Raw genomic sequence first — 3,522 nt, 5'->3', positions numbered from 1 at the left:
ATCTTCAAACGACGGCGACCGACCATTGCTGTTTCTGCGCGCCGCAGAAAGCCGCAGGCCGCAATGATTTCAGCAAAATCCCCAATGGCACCGGTGGCGTTGAAGATCGGATGATGGTGCTGTGGGAAAAGGGCGTAAACAGCGGCAAGCTGACGCCAAATGAGTTCGTGAAGATTACCAGCACGAATGCGGCGCAAATCTTCAATCTCTACCCGCGCAAGGGCGCGATTGCTGTCGGGGCTGACGCCGATATCGTCGTGTGGGACCCCTCGGGCACCAAAACGATCAGCGCCAAAACCCACCATCAGCAGGTCGACTTCAATATCTTCGAAGGGCTGAAAGTAACGGGCATCCCGAGCCACACGGTTTCGGCGGGCAAGTTGGTTTATACCAAGGGCGAACTCCGCACCGTGCGCGGTGCTGGGCGCTACGTTAATCGCCCGGCCTTCCCAGCCTATTTCGAAGCGCTGAAGCTTGCAAACGGGCTCAATCAACCGACGCCGGTTCGGCGGGCACAGGCGGCGGAATAGGCACCTTAAAATCATGTGTATATAGTGCCTACTGGGGCGGGGATCGACCGAAACCCGCCCCTAAGACTGTTTATCCGACTGTATCGGCTAGAGGATAGAGTTCTGTATTCTCACGCTCAAGGCGATTACGAAGGGTTGAAAATAGTAAAGCGCTGCTTCGCTCGAACTCCGTAGGTTCACGACTAAGACGTTCGCCGTGTAACCACTCGGTTATGAAGTCCTCATATCTATCCCTAATGTCACCCATCTCAAGTTGATATTGATGCGCTAAGGCACTCAAATCAGAGTTGCTATGGGTGGACAGGCGCGGGTAAAGTGCATTATCTTCTAAAGCAAGATGAATGCGTAATTTTGCCGATAATTGTGTGAATTCTGCTCGTAGAGCTGTGATGTTTTCACGCCAATTACTATTTCGAAGCTGGGCTTCAACATCGCATATACGCTGTTCGATATCGTTATGCTGCGCCCTAAATCGTTCAGTAATAGTGGCTTTGGGCATTAACCGACCCTCAAAAAGATGCATCCAATATGCGTATTTAACATTCAGAGAATAGCTTTTCAACCAGCCCGACCAATTGGCTTCCTGTTTAAAATTTATTAATGCCTGCGTGATGCCTTACCAGCCGACCGAATCGACCAGGGTATAAACCTCGGAATTTTCTCGATGAATCCGGTCCTTCAGCGCGGCAAACAAGCCCTTCGCGGTGGTCTGGAATCCGGCAGGGTCGGTCAGCAGCTTACCGGAATGAACCCATTGGCTTAGGAAATCCTCATAGACCTGGCGAATGCCGCCCATCTCGGTCTGATAGCGCACCGCAAGATCGCGGACTTTGCTGTCGCCATGGCGGGCAAGGCGCGGGTAAAGTACGTCGTCTTCCAGGGCGAGATGAATCCGGAGCTTCGCTGAAAGTTCGCTGAAAGACTGGCGAATATCTTGCGCCTGGGCACTCCAGGCCGGTTTTGCGAGGATGGTTTCGATTTTTACAACAATATCCCCAATTTCGCTATGCTGCGTGCGAAAACGATGCGTTGCCGTCGGTTGGTTCATTGATGTTCCCTTTCGTGCAAAGGCCCTGCACAGCGTCTCTTTTTAGCTATAGTAAAAATTTACGATATCTTTGAGTTTGTATATCTTTTTAAAACTGGTATTTCAGATATAATTTATGCTGAGCGACTCTCGATACTGTGAGGCTGTGAGGCCATGCAAAATGCCGGTGCCTACACTAATATTTATCCTCTTCGGTATCGCGCGGTGTGACAAGAGCATCGCGAAAATTTGTTCGCCCCGTAAAAGATAGCTTTTAAGATGCAAGTTAATATAATTGTGATCATGTGCGCTTTCACATGTTGGTCGAGTTGAGTTGATCTCGTGAGGCGTCGCAGTGAGGGGAGACTTATTGTGCGATTTGCTCTGGTGATTGGCGGATGGGTGCTGGGAACGCTGATCGGGGTGCCGGCGCACGGGCAAACCCCCCGGATTCCAGGCATTGCGGAGGTTGCGACCGTGGCCAAGGGCCTGGAAAACCCCTGGGGTCTCGCGTTTTTGCCCGATGGCCGCATGCTTGTTACCGAGCGCCCAGGGCGGCTACGCATCGTTGCGCGCGACGGGCGTCTGTCGGAGCCTTTGACGGGCGTGCCCCAGGTCGTGGCGCGCGGTCAAGGCGGGTTGCTGGATGTGGCGCTCGATCCGAATTTCGCCGACAATAAGCTCGTTTATCTTAGTTTTAGCGAAGGCGGCCCCGGCGGGGCGGGAACGGCGGTTGCGCGCGGCACGCTCTCGGCAAGCGGGCTCGATGAGGTGCGCGTGATCTTCCGGCAATCGCCGAAAGTCAATGGCACGGCGCATTTCGGCTCGCGGTTAGTCTTTGCGCGCGATGGTTCGCTGTTCATCACCCTTGGCGACCGCTTTTCCTATCGCGATAGCGCGCAGGATCTCACCACGACCCTCGGTAAGATCGCGCACGTGCGCCGTGATGGCTCGCCCCCTAGCGACAATCCGTTTCTCACCCGGTCCGACGCGAAGCCGGAGATTTGGTCATACGGGCATCGCAACTTGCAAGGGGCGGCGATCAATCCGGAGACGGGCCAGCTTTGGACCATCGAACACGGCGCGCAGGGCGGCGACGAACTTAATCGCCCCCAAGCGGGCAAGAATTACGGCTGGCCGGTGATTACCTATGGCAAGGATTATAATGGCTCGAAAATCGGCATCGGCACCAAGGCCCCCGGTATGGAGCCGCCGCTGCACTATTGGGACCCGTCGATTGCCCCCTCCGGTCTGCTGTTTTACACGGGCAAAGCCTATCCGGGGTGGACGGGGAGCCTTTTCACTGGATCGTTGAAATTCGGCGCCCTGGTGCGGATGATCCTCCAGGGCGAGACGGTGATCAGCGAAGAGCGGTTGCTGGAGGATATGGGCGAGCGGATTCGAGACGTGCGCCAAGGCCCCGATGGGCTGATTTATCTGCTCACCGATTCAGCCGAAGGCCGCGTGCTCCGCCTCAATCCTTTAGCGAAAAAGCCTTAATCGGTCAGCGCGTAATCGAACACCTGCACCTGCCGGAGAATCGGGGTGATATACTCGCGGATCACCCGCTGATGCGCAGGATGCGGCAGATAGGCGTCGCGCGCAGCGGCATCGGTAAACGTCATGACGAAGCCGGAATCGATACCCTGGCCAGGGGCTTCGGGGCTGTTCTGGTCGCCGCTTGAATAGGCGAGAATGCCGGGAATCACCGCTTTCAGCCCCGCCAGCGCTTGGGGCGCAGGCTTGCTTCTGCGCGGGGGTTGCTTCGGGCGTCCAGCCGAAGAGAACCACATGGTTGATCCGCGCCATCGCCCTGCCCCTATAAGAAAAACCATGGGCACTATGCCCGTTTGGCGAGACATTGTCCTGACGGCAATTTCCTGGATTGCGTCCGCGAAAATCCCGTCGCACAGTCGCGGCGATACACCGTCGCGCTTTCACACGGGGGGAGGGGGCGCGGGCGGC

At 56.0% G+C, this 3,522-nt stretch carries 5 protein-coding genes; 2 read left to right on the top strand and 3 right to left on the bottom strand.

Annotated features, from left to right (window positions below; translation table 11 throughout):
• Positions 1-530, top strand: a 530-nt coding sequence (locus ACIQ36_RS19350; RefSeq protein WP_395832409.1) for an amidohydrolase family protein, incomplete at its 5' end; no start/stop codon positions are given.
• A 70-nt stretch (positions 531-600) separates the two neighbouring features.
• On the opposite strand, the gene ACIQ36_RS19345 is transcribed toward ACIQ36_RS19350, so the two are convergent.
• Positions 601-1,029: a hemerythrin domain-containing protein gene (locus ACIQ36_RS19345; protein WP_395832407.1), complete on the bottom strand. Its 429-nt coding sequence runs from the start codon at positions 1,027-1,029 to the stop codon at positions 601-603.
• Positions 1,030-1,146: 117 nt separating this feature from the next.
• Positions 1,147-1,578 (bottom strand): hemerythrin domain-containing protein, encoded by a 432-nt coding sequence (locus tag ACIQ36_RS19340; RefSeq protein WP_395832405.1) that lies wholly within the window; start codon positions 1,576-1,578, stop codon positions 1,147-1,149.
• Between the two features lie 351 nt (positions 1,579-1,929).
• Between ACIQ36_RS19340 and ACIQ36_RS19335 the strand changes: the two genes are divergently transcribed.
• Complete coding sequence (locus tag ACIQ36_RS19335) at positions 1,930-3,057, top strand: PQQ-dependent sugar dehydrogenase (protein WP_395832403.1); 1,128 nt, start codon at positions 1,930-1,932, stop codon at positions 3,055-3,057.
• Here ACIQ36_RS19335 and ACIQ36_RS19330 read toward each other — a convergent pair.
• Positions 3,054-3,350: a Dabb family protein gene (locus ACIQ36_RS19330; RefSeq protein WP_395832401.1), complete on the bottom strand. Its 297-nt coding sequence runs from the start codon at positions 3,348-3,350 to the stop codon at positions 3,054-3,056. The genes ACIQ36_RS19335 and ACIQ36_RS19330 overlap by 4 nt on opposite strands.
• Between the last annotated feature and the right edge of the window lie 172 nt (positions 3,351-3,522).

The sequence above is a fragment of the Elstera sp. genome (genome assembly GCF_044372965.1).
Classification (GTDB): Bacteria; Pseudomonadota; Alphaproteobacteria; order Elsterales; family Elsteraceae; genus Elstera.
The sequence above is the reverse complement of the archived record's forward strand: the minus strand, read 5'-3'. Positions and strand labels throughout refer to the sequence as shown.

Bases quoted from the DNA above. Each gene is read 5' to 3' on its own strand.
- ACIQ36_RS19345 (WP_395832407.1), bottom strand. From the start codon at position 1,029: ATGCCCAAAGCCACTATTACTGAACGATTTAGGGCGCAGCATAACGAT.
- ACIQ36_RS19340 (WP_395832405.1), bottom strand. From the start codon at position 1,578: ATGAACCAACCGACGGCAACGCATCGTTTTCGCACGCAGCATAGCGAA.
- ACIQ36_RS19330 (WP_395832401.1), bottom strand. From the start codon at position 3,350: ATGTGGTTCTCTTCGGCTGGACGCCCGAAGCAACCCCCGCGCAGAAGC.